This is a genomic window from Variovorax paradoxus, from assembly GCF_040544635.1.
GTDB classification, from domain to species: domain Bacteria; phylum Pseudomonadota; class Gammaproteobacteria; order Burkholderiales; family Burkholderiaceae_C; genus Variovorax; species Variovorax paradoxus_R.
In genome coordinates this window covers 47,575-71,458 of sequence record NZ_JBEPKJ010000008.1, presented here as the reverse complement: position 1 = coordinate 71,458, position 23,884 = coordinate 47,575, and the positions used below count along the sequence as shown (strand labels likewise).

The following is a 23,884-nucleotide window of genomic DNA, read 5'->3' as shown; positions in this document are numbered from 1 at the left end:
AGGCCGGGTCTCGCCCCGGCGGGCGACTCACTTTCTTTGCTTCGCCAAAGAAAGTAAGCAAAGAAAGGCGACCCCTACTGTCTGCGTCCCTACGCTTCGCTGCGGGCAACCTGCGGTGCTCGACTCCGGCGGGGGTCCGCAGAACTCGCTTCGCTCAGACAGCTGCGGCCCTGATCCCGCCTCCATCTGCGCTCCTCGGCGCATACAGAAGGGGCGGGAGCCGACAGGCCATCGCTTCGCTCGGCCCCAGTCCCAACAGCCAATCCAACAGCCGATGCCAACCACCACGGCGCGCAGCGCCGCGGTGGCTTGGTGGCCGAGCGAAGCAAAGGCCCGTTCGGTTTCCAAGCCCCTCTGTATGCGCCGAGGAGCGGAGGGTTTCGCGGATCAGGGCCGCAGCTGTTTGAGCGAAGCGAGTTCTGCGGACCCCGCGAAACGCGAGCACCGCAGGTTGCCCCGTAGCGCAGCGCAGGGGTCGCAGACAGTGGGGTCGCCTTTCTTTTGCCTACGTTTCTTTGGCGAAGCAAAGAAAAGTAGGTCGCCCGCCGGGGCGAGACCCGGCCTCGGAAAGCAAACCCACCAAAGAAAACAAAAAGGAGCCTGTCAATGACCGAAGCTCCGAACTCCAACAAGCCCCCAGAAGACGACCGCACGCAGGTCATGTCAAGGCCAGCTCAAAAATCCGAAGACACCTCCGTCACGGTCATCACTGCCAGCCCCACAAGCCTGTCCAACGCCCCATCCAGCCCCCCATCGGAAACCAACGAAGCCGGCCTCCTCCCCGTAGGCAGCCGCCTCGCAGAATTCGAAATCACCAGAGTCGTCGGGCAAGGCGGCTTCGGCGTGGTCTACGAAGCCTGGGACCACACGCTGGAACGCGTCGTCGCCATCAAGGAATACCTGCCGACTTCGCTGTCGGCAAGACAGCACGACGGCGCAGTGGTCCCCCTGTCGGAGCGGCACCGCGAAACCTTCGATCTCGGCATGCGCAGCTTCATGAACGAAGCCCGCCTGCTCGCGCAGTTCGACCATCCTTCGCTGCTGAAGGTCTACCGCTTCTGGCAGGAGCGCGGAACCACCTACATGGTGATGCCGTTCTACCGCGGCGACACGCTGCGCCAGGCGCTGGTTTCCATTCCCGCGGGCGTGGACGAGGCGTGGCTGATCCGCATCATGGACGGCGTGACGCAAGCATTGGCGGTAATGCATGGCGCCAACTGCTACCACCGCGACATCGCGCCCGACAACATCATCCTGCTCGAAGGCTCCGGCCGGCCGGTGGTACTCGACTTCGGCGCCGCGCGGCGTGTGATCACCGACAAGACGCAGGCGATCACCGTCATCCTCAAGCCGGGCTATGCGCCCATCGAGCAATACGCCGAAATGCCCGACATGTCGCAGGGCGCATGGACCGATGTCTATGCGCTCGCGGCGGTGATGCACGTGGCCGTGTGCGGGCGCGCGCCGCCGCCTTCGGTGGCGCGGCTGTTGTCCGACAGCTATGTGCCGCTTGCGGGCAACGAGATCCTGCGCCAGCGCTACAGCCTGCGGCTGCTGCAGGCCATCGACGCGGGCCTGGGCGTGCGGCCCGAGTCGCGGCCGCAGTCGATGGCCGAGTTCCGCGCTGCGCTCGATCTCGAAACGGGCCACAGCCTCGCGCCGACGCCGCGCACCACACCGCCGGTTTCCTCCGGCGCGCGAAACAAGAGCAACAGCAATGCCGACGCGCCGACGGTGATCGGCCGCGGCAAGGCACCCGCGCCGGGCACCGATAGCGGCGGCGGTGGCGGCGGAAAGGGCAAGGCCGTGGCCGCCATTGCATCGGTGGCGGTGGCTGCCGTTGTGGCGGGCGGCGGTTGGTGGTGGTACCAGGGCCGCACGGTCGCGGAGGTGGACAACAGCAACAGCGGCGGCAAGCAGGCGGTCGTGGCGCCTCCGCCGCCGCCCGAGACGCGCGTGACCGCGACGCCTCCACCGCCACCGCCTCCTCCCCCGCCGGCACCCCGCACACCGCTCGACTCGCTGCAGTCGCTCGCCGCGGGCGCGGCGCCCGGTTTCGACGTGACGGCCACGCCGAAGAAATCCGAAGTCGCCATCGGCAAGGACAAGCTGGCCTTCGAGGTCCGCAGCAAGCGCGAAGGTTTTGTCTACGTGTTCCTGCTGTCGAGCGGCGGCGAGATGTTCCTGCTGTTCCCGAACCTGCTCGACAAGTACAACAAGATCACCGCCGGCAGCCCGCTCTCGCTGCCGCGTGCCTCCTGGCCGATGGATGCGGGCGGTCCGGCCGGCACCAACCAGTTCGCGGTGCTCGTGAGCGAGCACGAGCGCGACTTCGGCGCCTCTGGCGTCCAGAACGACGGCGTGTTTCCGCAGTTTCCCTTGCCCGTGCTGGCGGCCCTCGAAGCCACCCGCGGCACGGGGCCGTCGCCTTTGTTGGGCAAGCCGGTCTGCGCGCCCAACACCCCATGCAACGACGTCTACGGCGTCGCGAATTTCAAAATCGTCGAGAAGTAATCGTCTGTAGAGCGTTGGCCCGCTGGGCCGTCTTTCCGGACAAGGAGGCTTTCATGTACACGCAGTCGCCGATTTTCATTTTTTCAGCCCTTCGCTGGGCTGCCGCCGCCGCGGCCGTGCTCGCAGCGGGCTGCGTCAACACGCCGCCGGCCGCCACCGCCGACGCCAACGCCAACGTCAACGCCAGCAGCGGGTCTGCCGGCTCGGGCGCCATGGCAAGCGGAACGCCCGCGGCCGCATCGCGCCCGGCCCCCGTCGGCTCCAGCGTGGCCGGCCAGGCGCGCACCTTCTCCACCCAGCTGGCCACCTACACATCGGTGAGCTTCGACGCCGTGCCCGGCTGGGCGCGCGACGATTTCTCCGAGAGCTGGCCGGCGTTTCTCGGCAGCTGCAAGGTGCTCACCGGCCGCGGCGCCGAGTGGAAGGATGTGTGCGCGCGCGCCCTCAGGGTCGACAGCAAGAACAGCACCGCCATCCGCGCCTTCTTCGAGCAGGAGTTCTCGGCCTACCAGATCCGCGACGACGACCGCAAGCCCGACGGCGTGGTCACCGGCTACTTCGAGCCCGAGATACCGGGCAGCCGGCAGTACGCGGCGCCGTTCATCTACCCGGTGTACGGCCAGCCCGAAGACATGCTGTTTGCCGACGCGCGCAAGCTGCCGGCCGGCAGCGGCACCGTGGCGGCGCGCGTCGAAGGCCGCAACGTGGTGGTGCAGACCGGTCTCAGCACGCGCGACATGGGCGCGCCGGGCCTCTATGCACTCGACCTCTCGGCCATCACGCGCGATACGCTCGACCGCAAGGTCCGCCTGCGCATCGAGGGCAAGCAATTACTGCCGTATTACACGCGCGAAGAAATCGAAACCAAGGGTGCGCCCAATGCCAAGGTGCTGGCCTTCGTGAGCAGCGCCACTGCGCTCTACGAAATGCAGATCCAGGGTTCGGGCCGCATCAAGCTGGCCAATGGCGACACCATCCGCGTGGCCTACGCCGAGCAGAACGGCCAGCCCTTCCGCCCCACGCTGGCGCAGGCGGCCAACGGCAAGCCGCGCACCCCGGTGAAGGTGCGCGGTTCGTCCATCGAACTGGAGCTCGACGACGGCGAGGATGACGACGACGTCGGCGGCACCTCGACCAGCACCATCCGCACGCGCGGCTTCACGCTCGCGCGGCCCACCGCCAGCGGCGCGGTCGTGGTGCCGGGGCGTCGCGCGGCCGGCCCGGTCATCGGCTCGGGCATCAAGGACCCGAGCTATGTGTTCTTCAAGGAATCGACATCGCCCGCGGGCGGACCGGTGGGCGCCTTCGGCGTGCCGCTGTCGGCGGGCCGCTCGATTGCGGTGGACCCGCGCAGCACGCCGCTCGGCTACCCGGTGTTCGTCTCGACCCGCGCGCCCGGCACCGGTGCGCCGATGCAGCGGCTGACCATTGCGCAGGACACCGGCGGTGCGATTCGCGGCGCGGTGCGGGCCGACTATTTCTTCGGCAACGGCCAGCAGGCCGCCACCAACGCGCGCCGCATGAAGGAGCGCGGCCAGCTCTGGATATTGCTGCCGCGCGGCCTGGCCGTGGCTTCGGCGGCGGTGTCTTCGGCCATTCGCACGCGCGGCGGCCCGGTGGGCGCCGGCCTGCCGCAGTGCCTGGTGCCGACCGAAGGCGTGTGCGTGGACGACTAGCCCGGCTGTCTTCCGAATCCTTGTCGTCTCATGCAGGAAACGCTGTCGTCCGCGGAAAGTGTTGAACTCGTCCGCCTCTGGCGGCGCCGGCAGACGCTGTCCTCGAACGACATGGGCACCATGTACCGCATCGTGGGCGATGCGCTGGTGGCCTGCAATCCGCCCGAACTCAAGGTGCTGGGCGAAGGCCGGCAGGAGCTGGTGGCGCAGTTCATCTACGTGAAGGTGCTGCGGCTCGATGCCGACCCCGACGAGGCTGACGAGCGTGCGAGCCACAGCGCGCCGTCCAGCGCCTTTGCGCTGTGCGCCTACTTCCGGCGCTACCTGATCGACTGCACGCGCGCCAGCGCGTTCCGCCGCAAGCTCTCGATCGGCGACCAGGTCACCGAGGCGCAGCTCGAAGACGTGCTCGGGGCGGACGAAAACCTCGACAGCTGCCTGGCGGAGCACGGCCTGAGCGCCGGCGCAGTGCAGCTGGCCGCGCGCGCCTTCATTGCCGAGCTGCCCGAGCCCGAGCGCATCCTGCTCTGCGAGGGTTTCGGCAAGGAAGCCGAAGGCGGCCTGTCGGGCATTGCCTCGCGCCACGCCATTGCCTCCTATCACTATCGCGCGGGCCGGCTGGGCCTGGTGCACAAGCGCGAGGGGCTCACCGCCGACTACGCCAAGACCCGCCTCGGCGGCTGGATCCAGCAGACGCTGGGCATTGCCATCGAGCCCGACAACATGGCCGCGATCCTGCAGGTTTTCAAAATCCTCGGTGCTGAAGCGTCTTATGCCTGAAGACATAGCCATTCAGGAACAGACCGCCATGAACACCGAACTCTGGCCCCCCCTCAGCGTGATCCGAAGTGCGTTCCAGGCCGGGGGCGTCGTGCCCGCGATGCCCGATGCCTCGGGGCACGAAGCCGGCACGGCCACCGTGGCCATGCCGGGAACGGCACTCCGCGCCGCGCAAGGCACCGCGGCTGCGCCGCCGCGTGCCGTGCTCGACCTTCTGCTTCCGCTGACCGAATTGGCCCGGCGCCGCGAGGCTGTTGCCCAGCGTGCCTTCACGGCACGCTGGGCGCCGGGCCGCCTTCTGAGCGTGGTGCACGAAGGGCGTCTGCTCGGCGTGCTGCTCGACCGCTGCATCCACGGCAATCTCTGGCAGGGCTGGATGGCCGCGGGCGAGGCGGACTGGGCCGGCGCGTACGACGTGCTGCTCGAGCCCGACGACGAGCCTTTCGAGCCCGCCTTCGGGCTGGTGCAGGCCTGGAACGTGCTCACGCTCGAACCCAGCCCGCAGCTCTGCGCGCGCGTGCTCGGCGAAGTCTCGGCCACCCGGCTGGCCGCGATCCGCGCGGTGCACGACGAGTGGGCCGCGCAAGCGCCGCTGGCCATTGCGCCCGAGCCCGGGCACATCGCATTGCGCACCGTGGGCGGCGTGTTCTCGGTGCTCTCCGGAACGCCGCTGGGCATGGAAGACCCACGCGCCGACTACCAGGCGCTTTATCGCGATGCCGCGTTGCAACTGAGCACGGCGCTGCAGCCGGGTTCGAACAGGGCATCGGCTGCATCGGCCGCGCCGGGCACAGCGCGCGCCAAGCCGCAGCCCGGGCCCGAGGGCGGCTGGTGGGGCAGCATCCGCCGCTGGTTCGGTGCCGACGGCTGGATGCGTCCCGCCTTCGCAGTGCTTGCATTGGTCGTCGTGGTGCAGAACGCCGGTTTGCTCGGCCAGCGCGCGGAAGACGACGAGGTGCGATTCCGCGCCGTGCCCGCTGCGCCCGTTGCAACGCAGGCCAACCTGGTCGTGCGCTGGAAGGACGACGTGCGCATCGACGAGGTCGACCGCCTGCTGCGCTCGATGCCGGCCGAGGTGGTCGGCGGGCCGGGTGCGAGCGGCTTCTGGCGGCTGCGCGCGGCCGATCCGGTCGGCGGCCTTGCGGTGCTCGCGGCATCTCCGCTGGTCGAGTCGGCCGGGCCGGCTTCGGAGCGCCCATGACCTGCGCGGCGCGCCTGTCTTTCTCCCTCCCCCGCCGGGGGAGGGCAGGGGTGGGGGCGCGCGGCGTATCCATCGGGCGCTCTGCCTGCCCCCATCCCAGCCTTCCCCCGGAAGGGGAAGGAGCGATGCGATCGCGTAGCCTGCAGTTGCTGTTGTCGCTGGTGCTGCTGGTTTTCGGCAACGCCGCCTTTGCAACCCAGCGGGCCTTGCTCGTCGGCGTTTCCGAGCTCGTCAACCAGCCGCAGCCGCTCTGGCTGCAGGCGCCGCGTAACGACGTGATGCTGATGCGCGACGCACTGCAGAAGCAGGGCTTCGCGGCCGCCGATATCACTGTGCTCGCCGACGGCGTGAGCGGCGCGGCGCTGCCCGAATCGCAGGCCATCCATGATGCGCTCGGCCGGCTGCTCGCGCAATCCAGAAGCGGCGACTTCGTGATGCTCTATTTCTCCGGCCACGGCACGCGGCTGCGAGACAGCACCAAGCGCTATCAGGAGCCGGACGGCCTGGCGGAAAATTTTCTGGCGCGCGATGCCCGAGGCGTGGACGCATCCGGCAGCGGCTTGCCGGGCGGCCTGCGCGATGTCGATTTCGACCGCTGGATACGCGCCTTCCTGGCCAGGAACGTGTTCGTCTGGTCGGTGTTCGACACCTGCTCCGCGGCCTCGATGACGCGCGGCGCGGCCCGGCCGATGGAAGACGCCGGCCCCGCGGACGACGAAGTGCGCTTTCGCGGCGTGCGCGCCAACCAGCTGGCGGCGAGCGGGCCCGGACCGGCACCCATCGCCGCATCCATGCCGGCACAGGCGCTGCCCGAGACCGCAGCCGCCGTGCCCCGCGCGCGCTATGTGGCCTTCTTCGCCTCGGAGAGCCATCAGGTCACGCCCGAGCTGCGCCTGCCGCGCAAGGCCCGCAACGCGCGCCCGCAGGGCTTGCTGACCTGGGCCGTGGCCGAAGCCCTGCAGCAAAAACCGGCGACCTGGCGCGACCTGTTCAACGGCATGCTGGACCTCTACCCGCCCGTCATCGAAGAGCTCGAGTCGCGCTTCCCCGCGCGCGAGCTGCCGTCGCCGGTCGCGGAAGGCAACCTCGACTTGCCGATCTTCTCGAACGCCGCCGCACCCCTGTCGACGCGCCCCGTCTGGCGTGCCGAACGCGCGGGCGGCAGCCTCACGCTGAAGGTCGGCCTGCTCGACGGGCTGGAGTCGGGGCAGGACGTTCGCATCGTCGCCACCCTCGCCGATGGCATTCAGCGCACGGCGGTCGGCAGGCTGGTGCAGGTAGATACCGGCAGCGCGCGGCTGCCTGTTCCCGCGGCCCTGGGCGAACTGGCGCAGGCCACCTCGTGGAGCGTGACGCCGATGGCGGAGCCGGCCTCCGCGGCACTGCGGGTCCGCAGCGATTCGGCCTTGCCCGGCGGGCTCAGCCTCGACTACCCCGCATCCATCCGTGCCGCGGGGGAGGGGCAGGCCGACGTGCGCTGGGTCGACCTGGGTGCAGCGGGCGGGCGTTTCGATGTGCTGTCTCCCGCACTCGCGGCGCCTGCGGAACCGGGCACTGCACCGGCCGGCATCGTGGTGCGAGACCCGGCCGAAGCGCGGGCGCGGCTCCAGGCGCTGGCGCAACTCAAATGGATGTCGCGCCTCTCGGATCTGGCGAAGGACGGGCGGCTCGACGGTTTCGACGCCGTGCTCGAAGTGCGCGACGAGAGCCGCGTGCTGCGCAGCGCGAACGCGCGCGACACGGCCGGCACCGCCTTGCAGCTCAGGCCGGGGGAGCGCGCCGAACTCACGGTTCGCAACAGCAGCGGCCAATCGATCGACCTCGTGGTGATCGGCGTCGATGCAGAGGGCGTCTTGCGATCCGTCTATCCCGAAGACCTCGGCGAAGCCAATCGTTTCGAGCGCGGCACGCGCGAGTCGCCGGCCTCCAAGCGCTTTGCGCTGCCGTGGCTCAAGCCCGGCCGCGCGGCCAGGCTGCTGGTGCTGGCAACGCCGGCCCAGGCCCGCAGCGCACCGCGGCTGTTCGGCGTCGGCGCTGCGGAGGCCGCAACCAACACCGCGGAGCTGCGGGTGCGCGGCCAACTGACGCCCGAGCGCGAGCGCCAGGTGTACGGCGCCATGCTGCGATGGACGAGCGCGGCCACACCCTGACCCACACACACATCCACCGAATCACACACAGACAAGGAGAAGCACATGTCCATGACTTCCAACGGCGTACCCGATCCCGACGACGCACTGCGCATGCTCGATCTCGCGCTGGGAGCGGGAAGCGGCTGCGACCTCGTGATGATGATCGAGCACTCGGGCACCCCCATCGAGGGCGAGCTGGCGCGCCAGTTCGAAGACGGCAAGCCGCGCATGGAAATCGCCGGCTATTTCTGGGGCGGGCATCAGAACTCGCAATCCGGCCGGGCCGCGGCGGCGCGCGCCTTGACGAACTTCATCGTCGTGCGTCGGACCGATGCGGCCACGGCCTCCATCGCGAGCCTGCTGCGAGTCAATGCCGAAGCCGGCAAGGTGATCGTGAGCGTCTACAAGTCGGGCGGCGATATCAAGTCGACCGAGGCCCAGGCCATGCTGGAGTTCACCATGGAGAAGGTGCGGGTGACCAGCCACATGTTGCTCACCAACACCGTGCTGGGCGTACCGACGGAAATCATCAGCTTCGCATTCAGGCGCTTCAGCATCCGCTCGGCACCGCAAAGGGACGCAGGCGCACGCGGCGCGGTGCGCGAGTGCGTCTTCGAGTCCGCCGAGTGATCGACACCAACCTGGGCACCACACCATGACCGCATCCGAACTGCTGAAGGCCGCCGATCCGGCGGCCGCGCTCCAGGCATTGAGCGACGAAGTGCGCGCGAAGCCGTCCGACAGCAAGCACCGCGTCTTCATGGCGCAGCTGCTCTGCGTGCTCGGCCAGTGGGAGCGCGCGCTCAACCAGCTCACCGTGGCGGCCGAGCTCGACGCGCTGGCCGTGCCGATGAAGCAGGTGTATGGCGACGCCGTGCGCTGCGAGGGCCTGCGCGCCGAGGTGTTCGCGGGCAAGCGCACGCCCATGGTGTTCGGGCAGCCCGACGAATGGCTGGCGCTGCTGATCGAGTCGCTGCTGCGCCAGGGGCGCGGAGACGAGGCCATGGCCGAAGACCTGCGCCAGCGCGCCTTCGAGGCCGCGCCGGCCATCGGCGGCACCATCGACGGCGCACCCTTCGAGTGGCTGGCCGACGCCGATATGCGGCTGGGCCCGGTGCTCGAAGCCTTCGTCAACGGCAAGTACTACTGGATTCCCTACGCGCGGCTTGCGCACATCAAGATCGAGCCGCCCGAAGACCTGCGCGATTGCGTCTGGATGCCCGCGCACCTCGAGTTCGAGAACGGCGGCGAGACGCTCGCGCTGATTCCCACGCGCTACGAGGGCAGCGAGAAAAGCGAAGACGGCGAACTGCAGCTTGCGCGCAAGACCGAATGGCGCGAACTGCGGCCCGAGGTGTGGATCGGCAGCGGCCAGCGCGTGCTGGGCAGCGATGCCGGCGAGTACGCGCTGATGGACGTGCGCGAGATCCTGTTCACGCCGGCCACCACGGCCACCGCGGAAGCCAGCACGCCGTCGGAGGACGGCACCGATGGCTGAACTCACCGCGCAGGAACGGCTGCAGCCGTCGCTGCTCGACCGCCTTGTCGACCATGCGCCGGACGAGAAGCTCGAGAGCGACGACAAGCGCACGCTGACCAAGCAGGCGCTGCGCCAGGCCGTGCTGCGCGACCTCGGCTGGCTCTTCAACGCCACCGGCTATGGGCTCGCGATGGACGACAAGCGCTTTCCCAATGCGGCGCGCTCCGTCATCAATTACGGATTGCCTATGCTGTCTGGCCAGTACACCTCGTCGGTGCAGCGTGTCAGCATGGAGCAGGCTTTGAAGAACGCAATCCTGCAGTTCGAGCCACGCATCCTGTCCCGCACTCTCGAAGTTGAACTCGTCATGGAAGGCTCGGCATTGGACTCCCACAACAGCATCGGTCTGCAGATTCGCGGCATGCTGTGGGCGCAGCCCGTGCCGCTCGAGTTCCTGATGCGCAGCCGCGTCGACTTGGAAGAAGGCCGCATAGAGATCGTGGACATGGCGCAAGCCCAAAGATAAGTCCGCCGCCATGGACCCCCGGTTGCTGAGCCTGTACGAACAGGAACTGCGCTACTTCCGCGAGAGCTCTTCCGAGTTTGCGCGCGCCTTTCCGAAGATTGCGCACCGCCTCGGCATCGAAGGCCAGGAAGTGGCCGACCCGTACGTCGAGCGGCTGATCGAGGCCACGGCATTCCTGTCGGCGCGCGTGGGGCTGAAGCTCGACGCCGAATACCCGCGCTTCACCGGCCACCTGCTCGACATCGTCTATCCGCACTTCCTGGCGCCGACGCCGGCCATGGCGATCGTGTCGGTGGTGCCGGACGCCGAAGACGCCAAGCTCGCCACCGGCCCGACGCTGCCGCGCGGCAGCGGGCTGCGCGCGCGGCAGGCCGTGGGGCAGAACACGCATTGCGAATTTCGTACCGCCAGCGCGCTGCGCGTCTGGCCCATCGAAGTTTTGCGGGCCCAGTATTTCACCTACGCGCCGGACCTCCCGCTGAATGCGCACCCGCAGTCGCGTGCGATTCGCGGTGGGCTGCGCATTGCGCTGCGCGCGACGGCCGGGCTGAACTTCAGCCAGATTGCCATGGACGAGCTCGTGCTGCATTTCGGCGGCGCCGAAGATGTTGCATGGCAACTGCACGAGTGCGCGCTCGGGCAGCCGGTGGGTGTGCTGGTGCGGCCGATGGCGGCTGGCGGCGCAATGCAGGGCGCGATGAAGACGCTGCCCGGCAGCGCCATCAAGGCAGTGGGCTTCGAGGAAGACGAGGCGCTGCTGCCGGTCACGGCCACCGGCTTCTCGGGCTTCAGGCTGCTGCAGGAGTACTTCGCGTTTCCGCAGCGATTCCAGTTCGCCCGCATCGGCGGCCTGCTGCCGCTTCTGGCGGACATGGCCGTGACGGAAGTTGAAATCGTGCTGCTGTTCTCGCGCGGCGATGCGGCGCTCGAAAAGCTGGTGAGCGCCGACAACGTGCAGCTGCACTGCGTGCCGGTGGTCAACCTCTTCAGCAAGCGGCTCGACCGCGTGCCGGTGTCGGAGGGCGTGAGCCAGTTCCATCTGGTGCCCGACCGCACGCGGCCGCAAGACTTCGAGGTGCACACCGTGACCGAGGTCACCGGCCACGGTGCGCCCGGCGTGGCGGAGGCCGCGGCCGAACAGTCGTTTCGTCCGTTCTACTCGGCTTTTCATGGCAGCCGCCATGCGCACCCGGCCTACTACACGACCACGCGCGAGCCGCGCATGCTCTCGGTGCGCCAGCGCACCGAGGGGCATCGCAGCAGCCACATCGGCTCCGAGGTCTACATGCAGATTGTCGATCCGCAGCAGGCACCGTACGCCACTGCGCTGCGGCAGCTGGCGGTGACGGCGCTGTGCACCAACCGCGACCTGGCGCTGCTGATGCCGCTGGGCCGCGACAACGATTTCGATTGCATCGACTCCTTTCCGGCGCAGCGCGTGCGCATGGTGCGCGGCCCTTCGCGGCCGGTGTCGCCGGTGGTCAGCCAGGGGCTGGGCTGGCGCGTGGTCGACCACCTGGCACTCAACTACCTGTCGCTCTCGGACAGCACGCCCGAGCAGGGGGCGGCCGCGTTGCGCGAGACCTTGATGCTCTACGCCGCGCACGCGGACGAAATGCGCCAGGGACAAGTGCGCGGCCTGCTGTCGGTCAAGAGCAAGCCGGTGGCGCGCAGGCTGCCGCTGCCGGGACCGATCGCGTTCGGACGCGGCCTCGAAGTGACGCTCGAAGTCGACAAGGACGCATTCCACGGCCACAGCGTTTTTCTTTTCGGTGCCGTGATGGCGCACTACCTGGCGCGCCACGTGGAGGTCAACCACTTCGTCGAGGCCGTGCTCCGCATTGCGGGCAAGGGAGAAATCATGCGCTGGAGGCCGCTGTGCGGGACACGCCAGATTCTGTGAGCGCCGCTCGGCCACCCGAAGGCGCTCGCCCCCTCGCTCGCGAGGGGGGAGGCGAAGTCCGCGAAGCGGCGAGCCCGGGGGAGCCAGTCAACGTTCGCGTCGACAACGCGCTGCGCGGGTGGTCGGCCGAGCCGTGGGCCTTCGACTATTTCGCGGTGCTTCGCCGGCTGGAGTCCATCGCCGGAACAACGCCGCGTTGGGGCCGCGCGCTCTTGCCCAGCGCGGAGCCGGTGCGCGTGGGGCAGGAGCCATCGCTTTCGTTCGCGCCGGCCAGCTTCAGCCGCTTCGAGGCGGCCACCGCGGACTCGCCGCCGCGGTTGCGCCAGCATTTCTTCAGCTACATCGGCCCCAACGGTCCGCTGCCCGTGCACCTGAGCGATTTCATTCGCGAGCGCAGCATCAACCATGGCGACCCGACGTGGCTGGCCTTTCTCGACAGCTTTTCGCACCGCTTCTCGCTGCACTTCTATCGGGCCTGGGCGCAGTCGCGTCCGGCCGTGGCGCTCGACCGGCCCGATGAAGACCGGTTCAGGCTGCAGGTCGGCGCGCTGGTCGGCATCGGCGCGCCGGGGCGCATCGGGCGCGACGAGGTGCACGACGACGCGCGCCTGCATTTTTCGGGCTGGCTGGCGCGGCGGGTGCACAACGTCGAAGGCGTTCAGGCGGTGCTGTGCAGCTACTTCGGCGTGCCCGTGAAGCTCGAACGATGGGTCGGCCACTGGATGAGCCTGCCCACCGGCGAACTGACGCGGCTTGGCCAGGGCGAGACCTCGCGTTCGATGGGCATGGGCGCCATGCTCGGCACCCGCGCGTGGGACCGGCAGCACCGCGTGCGCCTGCACGTGGGCCCGCTCACGCTCGACCAGTACCGCATGTTCCTTCCCATCGGCGATGCGCAGCCCGTGCTGCAGCGCTGGATGCAGCAACTGCTCGGCGACGAGCTCGAGTGGGATGCACAGCTTGCACTGCAGGGCGCGCAGGTGCCGCCCACGCGCCTGGGGCAGGCGAAGGGCAATGCGCCGCGCCTCGGATGGACCGCGTGGCTCGGGCAGCGGCCGCGCTCGCGCGACGCGGCGGATGTCCGCATCGCAAGCCAGCCGGCGGGAGCGAACCGGCGGGCGAACGCACTGCCACTTCCACTTCAATAAACCCAGCTTCATTCGTCTTGAAGAGATACGGAGTCCTCCATGAGTGAAATCAGCCGCACCGCCCTTTTCGGCAAACTCAACTCGCTGGCCTACAAGGCCATCGAAGGCGCCACCGTGTTCTGCAAGATGCGCGGCAATCCCTATGTGGAGCTGGAGCACTGGTTCGCCCAGCTGCTGCAGGCGCAAGACTCCGACCTGCACCGCGTGATCCAGCATTACGGGCTCGACGTGTCGGTCATCGCCAAGGACATGACCACCGCGCTCGACCGCCTGCCACGCGGCGCCACCGCCATCAGCGACTTCTCGCCGCACATCGAGAACGCCATCGAGCGCGCCTGGACCTATGCCACGCTGCAGTTCGGCGAGGCGCAGGTGCGCACCGGCTACATCCTGGTGGGCATGCTCAAGACGCAGAGCCTGCGCAATCCGCTCTTCGGTTTGTCGAAGCAGTTCGAGAAGATCAAGGTCGAGGACCTGGCCGACAACTTCGTGAAGATCTGCGACCCTTCGCCCGAATCGCAGATGCGCGCGCAGGACGGCACCGGCATGGGCAGCGGCGCGCCGGGCGAAGACTCGGGCGCGATGGCGCCGGCCGCCATGGGCAAGGGCGATGCGCTGAAGAAGTTCGCGGTCGACCTGACCGAGAAGGCCAAGAAGGGCGAGATGGACCCGATCACCGGGCGCGACGAAGAAATTCGCCAGATCGTCGACATCCTGATGCGCCGCCGCCAGAACAATCCGCTGCTCACCGGCGAGGCGGGTGTCGGAAAGACGGCCGTGGTCGAAGGCTTCGCGCAGCGCCTTGCGCGCGGCGACGTGCCGCCGCAGCTGAAAGACGTGAAGCTGCTCACGCTCGACATCGGCCTGTTGCAGGCCGGCGCGAGCATGAAGGGCGAGTTCGAACAGCGCCTGCGTCAGGTGATCGACGAGGTGCAGGCATCGCCCACGCCCATCATTCTTTTCATCGACGAGATCCACACGCTCGTGGGCGCGGGCGGCGCGGCTGGCACCGGCGACGCGGCCAACCTGCTGAAGCCGGCGCTGGCGCGCGGCAACCTGCGCACCATTGGCGCCACCACCTGGGCCGAGTACAAGAAATACATCGAGAAAGACCCGGCACTCACGCGGCGCTTCCAGGTCGTGCAGGTGCCCGAGCCCGACGAGGTGAAGGCCATTTTGATGCTGCGCGGCGTGGCCAGCGTGCTCGAGAAGCACCACCGCGTGCAATTGCTCGACGAAGCCATCGAAGCGGCCGTGAAGCTCTCGCACCGCTACATTCCCGCGCGCCAGCTGCCCGACAAGGCCGTGAGCCTGCTCGACACGGCATGTGCCCGCGTGGCCGTGTCGCAGCACGCCACGCCGCCCGAGGTGGAAGACTGCATGCGCCGCATCGAGGGGCTCACGGTCGAGCAGGAGATCATCGGCCGCGAGGCGACCATCGGCATTGACGTGACCAAGCGCTCGGCGCAGGTGGAAGCGCTGCTGGTCGAATCGAAGCTGCAGCTCGAAGGCTTGAATGCGCGCTGGCAGGAAGAAAAAGGACTGGTCGACCGGCTGCTTGAGTTGCGCAGCAAGCTACGCGCGGGCAACAAGCCGGTGGATGCATCGGCGGCCGAAGGCGGCCAGGAAGGCAATGGCATTGCCGCCTCTCCAGATCGCACGGCTCTGCTGGCCGAACTGCATGAGCTGCAAGACAAGATCCATGCCGTGCAGGGCGAGTCGCCGCTGATTCTTCCTTCGGTCGACGAGCAGGCCGTGGCCTCGGTGGTCGCCGACTGGACCGGCATTCCCGTCGGCCGCATGGTCAAGAACGAAGTCGAGGCGGTGCTCAAGCTCGCCGACACGCTCAACCAGCGCGTCATCGGCCAGAAGCACGGCCTGGAGATGATCGCGCGCCGAATTCAAACGTCTCGCGCGCGGCTGGACAACCCGCAGAAACCCATCGGCGTTTTCATGCTCTGCGGCACCTCGGGCGTGGGCAAGACCGAGACCGCGCTGGCACTGGCCGAGGCGCTCTACGGCGGCGAGCAGAACATCATCACCATCAACATGAGCGAGTTCCAGGAGGCGCACACCGTCTCCACGCTCAAGGGCGCGCCGCCCGGCTACGTGGGCTATGGCGAGGGCGGCATCCTCACCGAAGCCGTGCGCCGCCGGCCCTACAGCGTGGTGCTGCTCGACGAGGTGGAAAAGGCCCATCCCGACGTGCACGAGATCTTCTTCCAGGTGTTCGACAAGGGCTGGATGGAAGACGGCGAGGGCCGCATGATCGATTTCAAGAACACGATCATCCTGCTCACCACCAATGCGGGCAGCGAGCTGGTGATGAGCATGTGCCGCGATCCCGAGCTGCTGCCCGATTCCAACGCGCTGGCCGATGCGCTCAAGGCGCCGCTGATGAAGGTGTTTCCGCCCGCGCTGCTGGGCCGCATCGTCACCATTCCCTACTACCCGCTGTCGCCCGAGATGATGAAGAAGATCGTTCGGCTGCAGCTGGGCCGCATCAAGAAGCGTGTCGAAACCAACCACGGTGTGCCCTTCGAGTACAGCGAGGCGGTGGTCGAGCAGGTGGTTGCGCGCTGCCAGGACCCGGAGTCCGGCGGCCGCGTGATCGACGCGATCCTGACCAACACCGTGCTGCCGACGATTTCGGTCGAGTACCTGCAACGCTTGGCGTCGGGCGGCGAGATCCGCCGCGTGGCGCTGGACGTGAAGGACTCCGACTTTACCTACGCCTTCGACTAGCGCCTCTTGCCGCCGGACGCAACGCCTGAAGAGAACAACACATGTCCCATGAATTCCGCATCGAGAGCGAGTCGCCCGCCAAGGGCGATCTCATGTTCTGGTCCATCGCAGGCCATGAGGCGCTGGCGAGGGCTTCGACCTACGAGCTCACGGTGCTTTCGGAGAACGCCTTCGTCGATGCCAAGGACATCCTCGGCCATGCCTTCGACGTGGTGATCGAGTTCTCCGATGCGGACGGGGCAACGCACGAGCGCCACTGCCAGGGGCATGCGGTGCGCTTTATCCGCGGGCAGCAGGTGGGGCGCTACTTCCGCTACCAGATACGGCTGCGCTCGTGGTTCTGGCTGCTGACCAAGCGCACCAACTCGCGCATCCTGCAGGACAAGCCGGTGCTCGGAATCCTGGACGCGGTGTTCGAGGACAGTCCGATCAAGCGCTTCAAGAAGACGCGCACCGACAACGTGGTGGGTACGCATCCGGCCAGGCGCTACTGCGTGCAGTTCCAGGAGAGCGACTACAACTACCTTTCGCGCCTGATGGAGGCCGAGGGCATCTACTACTGGTTCGATGCGCACGACGCGCCCGGCACCATGCACCTCTCCGACGCGAGCGGCATCGCCCACGAGAAGCTCGCGGTGGAGGCCAAGCTGCGCTTTGCATCTCCGGACGTGAGCGAAGCGCGCTTCAACGAGATCAGCGAATGGATCGACGTGCGCCGCTTCGACAGCGGCAAATACGCCTCGCGCGACGTCGACTACAAGGCGATCAAGAAGCCGCTGAGCGTGGAAGTGGACGTGCAGGAGAGGAGCGAACTCTCGGATCTCGAGGTGTTCGAGTACCCGGGCAACTATTTCACCGGAGAAGAGGTGGACGCCGCGGTCAAGGTGCATCTCGAGGAATTCGACGGACGCCGCGAGCGCCACTGGGGCATCACCGGCTGGCCCGACGTGGCGGCCGGCCGCAGCTTCCAGTTCGAGGGTGACCGCGGCGGCCTGCGCGACGGCGAGTACGTCATCGGCGGCTGCGTGTTCGTGGCGAGCCATCAGGGCTACGAAGGCGCCGATGATGCCGGGGCGCCGCAATCGGTCGCAGCGCTGCTGTCCGAGGCCATCCTCGACGACGCGGTCAATGCCGATGCGATGGCTGCCTTCACCGAGCTCATCGAACGGCATCCGTCGCTGCGCACCGGCACGCGCGGTGCCAGCGCCTTCCTGGTCACCGCGCTGCCGGTCGAGCGCACCTTTCACCCGCCCCGGCTGACGCCGCGCGTGACGATGCCGGGACCCCAGAGCGCTATCGTCTGCGGCCCCGAAGGCGAGGAGCTCTATGTGGACGAGGGCCGCGTGATGGTCCACTTCCATTGGGACCGCTACAACGACGGAGACGGCAAGGCCACCTGCTGGATCCGCTGTTCGCAGCCGTGGGCCGGCAAGGGCTGGGGCGGCTACTTCACGCCGCGCATCGGGCAGGAGGTGATCGTCGAGTTCATGAACGGCGATCCCGACAGGCCGGTCATCACCGGCCGCGTCTACAACGACGACCAGCCCATTCCGTACAAGTCGCCCACGCAGAGCGGTTTCAAGACGCGCTCCACGCCGGGCGGCGGGCCCGCGAACTACAACGAGATCATGTTCGAGGACAAGAAGGGGCACGAGCTCCTCAACATCCACGCCGAGAAGAACATGGCGACCACGGTGGAGAACGACGACTCCACCCATGTGATGCACGACCAGAGCCTGACTGTCGACCGCCACCGGACGATCATGGTCAAGGGCAAGGAAGAGCACACGGTCATGAAGACGCAGATGAACCACGTGGTTCAGGCGCAGACCAACAAGTTCGACGCCGACACCTTCACCACCACGCTGGGCAACCAGACCGTCGGCACCAAGGGCAAGCAGGACACGGTGGTCAACGGTGCGGTCACTTCGCACACCAACAGCACCTACACCCTCACCACCGTGGGCGCGTTCTCGCAGACCTCGGCGTCGATGACGGTCAATTCGGTGGGCGCGGTTGCGCTGACCTCGGGTGCGAACATCGCAATAAGTTCAGTCGGCGAGCTGAAGCTGGCCACCAACGCAGACCGCGTGGACGCGAGCGTCGGCGCGCACAGCATCTTCGCCAACTCGATCAAGGCGGTGTCGAATTCGAACCTCGAGATGTTCGCCGTGGGCAACATCAACGCCACGTCGAATGGCTCCAACACCACCGTGCTGGGCCCCAACTCCAGCGGCTACATCGGCGTCAACAGCGAAGCCAACATGGGCATGGCGCGCTCGACTTTCATGGGGCTGTCGATCGACACGATGATGGGCCTGAGCATGGCTTCGTGCCTGGCACTGCAGATGGAAACCGCGGCGGCGCTCAAGCTCGGCTTCGCGGGCGTGGACCTGAGCATTTCGCCCGTCGACGTGGAGCAGCGGCAGGCCAAGGTCATCATGCCCGGCGGCGGTGCCGGCGGTGGAGCCGGTGGGGCGTTTGCCATGGGCGCGTCCATCGGCGCTGCAATCGGCGCGGTCGCCTATTCGATTGCGGCCGCCTACACCGACATCAAGGCCACCAACCAGCAGTACACGGACGCGGCGGCCGCGTTGGAAGAGGCCGCGACGCAGGCGAAGGCCCTCGGGCTGAACGGCATGGCATCGCGCCTCAACGCCGCCAAGGGAATTGCCGAAGCCCGCAGGGACAACGGCTGGGCCAACCCCGACAACATTCGCCTGCATTCGGCACCGGCCGACAAGGCCGCGCAATACACGGACGACAAGCAGCTGGGCGCACCGCCCGATGCCGTTGTGGGCAATGGCTCGAAGATAGCCGCGGGCTCGTCGAAGATGCCCACCGCGGCGCCCCAGCCGGCCGCATCGAAGGGCCTGCCCACGCCGCCGGCGTCGGCCGATTGAGCGCTGCTCCGCACAGCCGCGCGCAGGAAACCACCCGTTCTTCATGCAGATACTCAAGCCCCATGTCGCCGCACTGAGCTTTCGGCCGATCGAGTACCGGTCCAAGGCCGGCCTGTGCGTCAGCACGATGCTGTTCGCACCGATGTCGCCGGAGGGCGGCGGCCTGCTGCGCGAGCAGTCGATGTGGGACTGCATCACCAAGCTGATGGCGGTGCCGCTGGTCGACGAAGGCGTGGCCAAGCTCACGCCCGAATACCTGGTGACCGGCCGCGTGCATGCGGGCGAGGCCGGTTCGCGCGGCACCGTGGCGCGCGTGCGCCTGGGCAACGCGGGCAAGGCGGTGATGGCCTTTTCGCCGCGCTATTGGGACGGCGCACGCCTGGTGCAGTCGGAGGTCTACCAGCCGGTGGCGCTGGACTGGGCCAATGCGTACGGCGGCCCGTCGGTGGCAGACAACCCGCTGGGCATGGGCGCCGCGGCGTTGGGCGGCGTGCATTGGCTGCCGCCGCTGGAGCTGCCGCACTCGCGCATCACCGCGCCGGGCGACGTGGTGCAGCCCGCCGGCTTCGGTGCGCTCGACCTGATGCACCCGCAGCGCGCCGCATTTCGCGGCACCTACGACGAGAACTACCTCAAGCTGCACGCGCCGGGTTTTCCGCCCGACGTGGACTGGCGCCACTTCAACATGGCGCCGCGCGACCAGTGGCTCGACGCGCCCCTGCGCGGCGACGAGGCCTTCGCGCTCGAGAATCTCCACCCCTCCAAGCCGTTGCTGGAGGGCTGCTTGCCGGGGCTTCGGGCGCGCGTGTTCGCCAACTACAGGCTGCCACCCGAGCAGGTGGCAGCGGGCGCCGAGCCGCACAAGTTCAAGGAAGTGCCGATGCGGCTGACCACGGTGTGGTTCTTCCCCGAGGTCGAGCGCATGCTGCTGATCTGGCACGGCCTGGCCGAAGTGGCGGAGTACGACGGCAGCGACATCGATCACCTGATGACGGCCGTCGAGCGCCTGGGCCAGCCGAGGGGCGACGCCCACTATGCCGACGTGCTCGCCCGGCGCACCGACCCGGTTCATGGCGGCGTCGAAAGCCTGAACGATGCCGACCTGGTGCCCGAGGACATCGACACCCTCGACCCCGAGTTCGAAAAGGCCTCCGAGGTCTACAAGATGGACGGCCTCCAGGCCGATGCGCAGTTCCGGCGCGCGGAGATCGACGTGGCCCTTGCGCGCGAGAAGGCCGTGGCCTTCGGCAAGGACCCGGACGCACTGGGCCTGAAGCCGCCGGTGCGCGAGAAGCCGCCGACCCTGGCCGAACTGCCAGCCTACGTCAAGGCCAGCCAGAAGGAGGCCCACGCGCAGCAACTCGCGGTGGCGCAAGACATGCTGACCCAGCTCGAGAAATTGCTGGCCCTGAGCGACGGTGACAGGAAGCGCATGGCCGAGCTGGTTCATCGCGGCCCGCCGCTCTACACCGCCGAGAAGCAACTGGCCGAACTCAAGGCCCAGTTCGGCAAGCTGCCGATGCCCGAGGCCCAGTTGCTGGAAAAGCTGCGCGACCGCCAGGGCGCGGAGCGCCTGGGTTACCTGCAGTCGGCCCACATGCAGCCGCCGGCCTTCGCACTCCAGGGCGAGGAGGGGGCCAGGCGCCGGCAAGAAGTGCAATGGCTGGCCGAGAAAGGACACCGCACTCTGCCGTGGATCGATCTCACCGGTGTCGACCTGTCCGGGCTCGACCTGCACGGCTTCGATTTCTCGGGCGCCTGGCTGGAGAGCGCGAACCTCAGCAAGGCCAACATATCGGGCTGCAAGTTCGCCGGCGCGGTGCTTGCGCATGCCGACATGCAGGGCTGCATGGCCATCGAGGCGGACTTCACCGGCGCCAACCTGGGCCGTGCGCGGCTCGCCGGTGCGGTGTTCGACCGCTCCAACCTCGGCGGCGCCATGCTGATGCACACGCCGCTGGCTGGCACGCAGATGCGGCGCACCAACCTGGCCGGCGCCAACCTGCTCGAAACGGAGTGGGGCGTTGCCGACTGGAGCGGCGCGCAGCTCGCCGGCAATGTCTTCTACAAGCTCGCGATGCAGGGCCTGGACCTGCGCGAAGCCGACCTGAGCAGCGCCAATTTCATCGAGTGCGACCTGCGCGGCGTGGACCTTTCGGGCGCGTTGCTGCAGTCGACCACCTTCGTCACCTGCCAACTGCAGGGCGCGCGGATGGTTGCCGCGCGTGCCAAGGGCGCGGTGTTCGTGAAGAACACCGTGCTCGACGGGCTGGACGCGAGCGGCGCCGACCTGTCGAACGCCAACCTCGGCGAATGCAGTGCCATCGGCCTGCGCGCGCCCAAGGCGCTGTTCGACGGAGCAAACCTCGGCATGGCCGACTTGCAGGGCGCCGACCTGCGGCTGGCCTCGGCCAAGGGAGCGCTCTTTCGCAAGACCCGCTTCAGCCGTGCGCGGCTGGCCGGTGCGAACTTTCACGATGCCGTCTTCAGCTACGCCAACCTGATCGGCGCCGACTTCCGGCGCGCCAACCTCTTCGGCACCGATCTCACGCGGGTGGCGCTGAGCGGCGACACGCAGTTCGACGGTGCGCTGCTCACGCGCAGCCGTACCTGGCCGCGCCTGAGCGCCGAGCAGCAGGCCGTCGCCGCGGCGCGCGATGCGGCGGCGGCGGGCAACGCCGGGGGAGGGGCGGCATGAAGGTAAGCGCCGAACTCCTTTCGTTGGGCGCCGGCCTGGGCGAGGCCTTCGAGGGCCAGGACTTCAGCGGCGGCCACTACGACAGGGTATTCCTGGGCGGCGGCATCTTCACGCAGTGCCGCTGGAGCGGCGCCGACTTGCGCGAGGCGGACGCGCGCGAAGCGGTGTTCGACCAGTGCGACATGAGCGGCACGCTGTTCGCGGGCGCCAACCTGCGCCATGCGGTGTTCAACCGGTGCAAGCTCGGCCACGCGGATTTTCGCGGCGCCAACCTGCACACCACCACCTTCAACGAATGCGAGATGACGCATGCGCAGTTCGGCGAGGCGTCGATGGCCATGGCCAGGTTCCATGGCTGCGCGCTCGACCATGCCGGCATGCAGGGCGCGAACCTCGAGTCCGCGGTCTTCTCGCAGTCGAAGCTGATCGATGTCAACGCCGACCACTCGCAGTGGATGCACACGGTGTTAACCGGGTGCGACCTCAGCCTCATGACCTGGGCGGGTGCGCCGATGACCCGCGTGGTCTTCTCGAAATCGAGCTTGCAGAACATGCGCTTCGATGGCGGCAGCTACGAGTCTTGCCAGTTCGCCGATGCGGACCTGAGCGGCAGCAGCTTCGCGGGTGCGAAGCTGCGGCAATGCAACTTTCAGGGCAGCACCCTGAATGGCTGCGACTTCAGCAGCGCGCAGGCGCCGCAAGCCGTCTTCTGCGCCGCCAAGGGTGAGGGCGCGCGCTTCACCAAGGCGCAGTTGCGCCAGGCGCTCTTCACCGAGGCCGCGCTGCCGGGTGCTCATTTCGGCGCCGCGCAATTGCACCAGTGCCACTTCGCGCAGGCCAAGCTGACACGCGCGGTGTTCGCGGGGGCCGACTGCACCTATGCCGATTTCCGGCATGCCGACCTGCAGGGCGCCGACCTGCGCGACGCCGAATTGTTTCGCGCCGTCTTCCATCGCGCACAGCTGCAAGACGTGCAGGCCACCGACAGAAGCCGGGCCTTGGGCACCGATCCCGATCTGGCGCGCGCCGAGCAGTGGGCTGCCGCCTGAAGCGCCGCGCGAACGCCATCCACCTATGAGGCCATCATGACCGCCACCTTCACCGCACGCCGAGCCACGGCACGCCCCAAGCCGACGCAGCACACCGAAGCAGGGGCGCCGGCGCAAGCCGGCTGGCATCGCGCCATCGTGCTTGCCGAGCCCGCGCAGGGGCTGCGCCTGCGCGTCGACGACGAGGGCGCGCAGGAGGTCCGCGCGCGCCAGGCCTTCAGTTGCCTGGTGGCGGTGCAGGCGGGCGACACCGTCGCGGCCCTGCTCGACGACCGGCGCCAATGGTGGGTGATGGCGGTGCTCGAGCGCAGCGGCGCGCAGGACGTGGTGCTGCAAAGCCAGGGCAGGCTCGAACTGAGCGCGCCCACCGTCAGTGCCAATGCGCGGGAGGTGCTGCACATGGCCGCGCCGCAGGTGCGCCTGAGTTGCGAGCAGGCCGACGTGATGGGCGAGCGCCTGAACCTGGTGGGCGGCGCCATCAAGGCGATCGGCGCCACGTTGTCGACGCTGTTCGACCGTGTGCACCACCACAGCAAGCAGTACATGCGCAGCACCGACGGCCTGGACCGCACGCAGGCCGGGCACATGGAGCTGCAGGCACGCCAGTTGCTGCAGGTCCACGGCGAGCACACCCTCATCGAGGGCGAGCAGCTGGTCAAGGCGCGGGGCGCGCAAATCCACTTCGGCTAGGAGGCCCGCCATGTTCGCCAACTGCCAGATGATGGGCACCGACATGGGCTTTCCCGACGTGTGCCTCACGCCCACGCCCGCGGGGCCGGTGCCCATTCCGTACCCCAACATCGCGATGGGGCCGATGGCCATTCCGAACTGCCCAACGATTCTTTTCATGTGCATGCCCGCGCACAACCTGGGGACCACCATTCCCATGACCAACGGCGACAACTCGGGCGTGAACATGGGCGTGGCCTCAGGCACCGTCATGGGGCCATCGCGGCATGTGACCGGCGCGTTCACCGTGCTGCTCAACGGCATGCCGGCCACGCGCATGACCAGCGTGTCGCTGCAAAACAGCACCAACTGCCCGGGAGTGCGGCTCGTGCCGAGCCAGGCGCTGGTGCTGCTGCTGGCGCCTTAGGCGCACGGCCCGCCGGAAGAACGGCGGCGAGGT

General features: G+C 68.2%; 16 protein-coding genes. All 16 read left to right on the top strand.

Features of this window, described 5'->3' with window-relative positions:
• Nucleotides 1-606 precede the first annotated feature (606 nt).
• A complete protein-coding gene (locus ABIC94_RS14955) occupies nt 607-2,514 on the top strand; it encodes a serine/threonine-protein kinase (RefSeq protein ID WP_354373788.1) in 1,908 nt (635 codons plus the stop codon).
• A 53-nt stretch (nt 2,515-2,567) separates the two neighbouring features.
• The gene (gene mltA / locus ABIC94_RS14950; protein WP_354373787.1) at nt 2,568-4,190 is read left to right on the top strand and encodes a murein transglycosylase A; all 1,623 of its coding nucleotides are present in this window, start codon (nt 2,568-2,570) and stop codon (nt 4,188-4,190) included.
• Between the two features lie 30 nt (nt 4,191-4,220).
• The gene (locus ABIC94_RS14945) at nt 4,221-4,970 is read left to right on the top strand and encodes a hypothetical protein (RefSeq protein WP_354373786.1); all 750 of its coding nucleotides are present in this window, start codon (nt 4,221-4,223) and stop codon (nt 4,968-4,970) included.
• A 28-nt stretch (nt 4,971-4,998) separates the two neighbouring features.
• Nucleotides 4,999-6,171, top strand: coding sequence for a hypothetical protein (locus tag ABIC94_RS14940; protein WP_354373785.1), 1,173 nt, complete (start codon nt 4,999-5,001; stop codon nt 6,169-6,171).
• A 125-nt stretch (nt 6,172-6,296) separates the two neighbouring features.
• Nucleotides 6,297-8,321 (top strand): caspase family protein, encoded by a 2,025-nt coding sequence (locus ABIC94_RS14935; RefSeq protein ID WP_354373784.1) that lies wholly within the window; start codon nt 6,297-6,299, stop codon nt 8,319-8,321.
• 45 nt (nt 8,322-8,366) lie between these two features.
• Nucleotides 8,367-8,933 (top strand): type VI secretion system tube protein Hcp, encoded by a 567-nt coding sequence (locus tag ABIC94_RS14930; RefSeq protein WP_354373783.1) that lies wholly within the window; start codon nt 8,367-8,369, stop codon nt 8,931-8,933.
• Nucleotides 8,934-8,958: 25 nt separating this feature from the next.
• Nucleotides 8,959-9,801, top strand: coding sequence for a type VI secretion system accessory protein TagJ (locus ABIC94_RS14925; RefSeq protein ID WP_354373782.1), 843 nt, complete (start codon nt 8,959-8,961; stop codon nt 9,799-9,801).
• The gene (tssE, locus tag ABIC94_RS14920) at nt 9,794-10,309 is read left to right on the top strand and encodes a type VI secretion system baseplate subunit TssE (RefSeq protein WP_354373781.1); all 516 of its coding nucleotides are present in this window, start codon (nt 9,794-9,796) and stop codon (nt 10,307-10,309) included. Before ABIC94_RS14925 ends, tssE begins: the two co-directional genes overlap by 8 nt.
• Before the next feature lie 10 nt (nt 10,310-10,319).
• The gene (gene tssF, locus ABIC94_RS14915; protein ID WP_354373780.1) at nt 10,320-12,212 is read left to right on the top strand and encodes a type VI secretion system baseplate subunit TssF; all 1,893 of its coding nucleotides are present in this window, start codon (nt 10,320-10,322) and stop codon (nt 12,210-12,212) included.
• Complete coding sequence (tssG, locus tag ABIC94_RS14910; protein WP_354373779.1) at nt 12,209-13,360, top strand: type VI secretion system baseplate subunit TssG; 1,152 nt, start codon at nt 12,209-12,211, stop codon at nt 13,358-13,360. The genes tssF and tssG overlap by 4 nt, the downstream gene beginning before the upstream one ends.
• 39 nt (nt 13,361-13,399) lie before the next feature.
• Nucleotides 13,400-16,105: a type VI secretion system ATPase TssH gene (gene tssH / locus ABIC94_RS14905; RefSeq protein ID WP_354373778.1), complete on the top strand. Its 2,706-nt coding sequence runs from the start codon at nt 13,400-13,402 to the stop codon at nt 16,103-16,105.
• Nucleotides 16,106-16,146: 41 nt separating this feature from the next.
• Entirely contained in the window at nt 16,147-19,008 is a 2,862-nt protein-coding gene (locus ABIC94_RS14900) for a type VI secretion system Vgr family protein (protein WP_354373777.1), read from the top strand.
• A 43-nt stretch (nt 19,009-19,051) separates the two neighbouring features.
• On the top strand, nt 19,052-21,706 hold the full coding sequence (locus tag ABIC94_RS14895; RefSeq protein WP_354373776.1) for a DUF2169 family type VI secretion system accessory protein: 2,655 nt from the start codon (nt 19,052-19,054) through the stop codon (nt 21,704-21,706).
• A complete protein-coding gene (locus tag ABIC94_RS14890; protein ID WP_354373775.1) occupies nt 21,703-22,755 on the top strand; it encodes a pentapeptide repeat-containing protein in 1,053 nt (350 codons plus the stop codon). The genes ABIC94_RS14895 and ABIC94_RS14890 overlap by 4 nt, the downstream gene beginning before the upstream one ends.
• Nucleotides 22,756-22,791: 36 nt before the next feature.
• Nucleotides 22,792-23,445: a DUF3540 domain-containing protein gene (locus tag ABIC94_RS14885; protein WP_354373774.1), complete on the top strand. Its 654-nt coding sequence runs from the start codon at nt 22,792-22,794 to the stop codon at nt 23,443-23,445.
• Nucleotides 23,446-23,455: 10 nt separating this feature from the next.
• A complete protein-coding gene (locus ABIC94_RS14880) occupies nt 23,456-23,851 on the top strand; it encodes a DUF4150 domain-containing protein (protein ID WP_157611791.1) in 396 nt (131 codons plus the stop codon).
• Nucleotides 23,852-23,884: the final 33 nt, after the last annotated feature.

Coding starts and splice junctions, on each gene's coding strand:
- ABIC94_RS14955 (WP_354373788.1), top strand. CDS start 607: ATGACCGAAGCTCCGAACTCCAACAAGCCCCCAGAAGACGACCGCACG.
- mltA (WP_354373787.1), top strand. CDS start 2,568: ATGTACACGCAGTCGCCGATTTTCATTTTTTCAGCCCTTCGCTGGGCT.
- ABIC94_RS14945 (WP_354373786.1), top strand. CDS start 4,221: ATGCAGGAAACGCTGTCGTCCGCGGAAAGTGTTGAACTCGTCCGCCTC.
- ABIC94_RS14940 (WP_354373785.1), top strand. CDS start 4,999: ATGAACACCGAACTCTGGCCCCCCCTCAGCGTGATCCGAAGTGCGTTC.
- ABIC94_RS14935 (WP_354373784.1), top strand. CDS start 6,297: ATGCGATCGCGTAGCCTGCAGTTGCTGTTGTCGCTGGTGCTGCTGGTT.
- ABIC94_RS14930 (WP_354373783.1), top strand. CDS start 8,367: ATGTCCATGACTTCCAACGGCGTACCCGATCCCGACGACGCACTGCGC.
- ABIC94_RS14925 (WP_354373782.1), top strand. CDS start 8,959: ATGACCGCATCCGAACTGCTGAAGGCCGCCGATCCGGCGGCCGCGCTC.
- tssE (WP_354373781.1), top strand. CDS start 9,794: ATGGCTGAACTCACCGCGCAGGAACGGCTGCAGCCGTCGCTGCTCGAC.
- tssF (WP_354373780.1), top strand. CDS start 10,320: ATGGACCCCCGGTTGCTGAGCCTGTACGAACAGGAACTGCGCTACTTC.
- tssH (WP_354373778.1), top strand. CDS start 13,400: ATGAGTGAAATCAGCCGCACCGCCCTTTTCGGCAAACTCAACTCGCTG.
- ABIC94_RS14900 (WP_354373777.1), top strand. CDS start 16,147: ATGTCCCATGAATTCCGCATCGAGAGCGAGTCGCCCGCCAAGGGCGAT.
- ABIC94_RS14895 (WP_354373776.1), top strand. CDS start 19,052: ATGCAGATACTCAAGCCCCATGTCGCCGCACTGAGCTTTCGGCCGATC.
- ABIC94_RS14890 (WP_354373775.1), top strand. CDS start 21,703: ATGAAGGTAAGCGCCGAACTCCTTTCGTTGGGCGCCGGCCTGGGCGAG.
- ABIC94_RS14885 (WP_354373774.1), top strand. CDS start 22,792: ATGACCGCCACCTTCACCGCACGCCGAGCCACGGCACGCCCCAAGCCG.
- ABIC94_RS14880 (WP_157611791.1), top strand. CDS start 23,456: ATGTTCGCCAACTGCCAGATGATGGGCACCGACATGGGCTTTCCCGAC.